We start from the raw sequence: 582 nt of genomic DNA, 5'->3' as shown, positions 1-582 counted from the left end.
TTGCCCTTCGCGTGTGCCTTAACGCCTGGTCCTTGGGTCAACCAAGGTGTTGAGGATATCCACCAGCAGGTTCACCGCGAGGGTGAAGAACACCAGCACCATCACCACTGCTTGAACTACCGGAAGGTCACGGTTAACCACCGCATCAAGCAGCATGGAACCAATACCTGGGAGCATGAACACTCGCTCAATGACCACCGCACCAACAATCAAGCTGGTGAGCTGCGTACCGGTAACGGTAAGCACCGGCAAGGCGGCATTGCGTAGCGCGTGCACCAACACAGCGCGCCGGGAACTCATGCCTTTAGAAAAGGCGGTGCGCATGAAGTCTTCGTGCAGAACTTCCAAAATCGCACCGCGCACATAGCGGGTGAGGATGGCTGCCTGCACCGCGGTCAGCGAGATCACCGGCAAGATGAGGCGCTCCACAAAGGCCGTGAAATCAACCCCCGGTGGGGTCCAACCATTAGCGGGCACCCACCCTAAGTGCACGGCGAATACTGCCACCAGGAGCACCGCAGCAAGGAAACTGGGTACTGCAATGCCGATCTGGCTAGCCGTGGAGATCACCAGGCCATCAAA

1 protein-coding gene is annotated in these 582 nt (G+C 58.2%); it reads right to left on the bottom strand.

Annotated features, from left to right (window positions below):
- Positions 1-18: 18 nt before the first annotated feature.
- Positions 19-582: ABC transporter permease (locus F4V54_RS11220; protein ID WP_150387183.1), on the bottom strand; the 564-nt coding region annotated here is incomplete at its 5' end.

Origin of the sequence: Corynebacterium tuscaniense (assembly GCF_008693065.1) — a bacterium.
GTDB classification, from domain to species: Bacteria; Actinomycetota; Actinomycetes; order Mycobacteriales; family Mycobacteriaceae; genus Corynebacterium; species Corynebacterium tuscaniense.
This window is presented reverse-complemented; position numbering and strand designations above follow the sequence as displayed.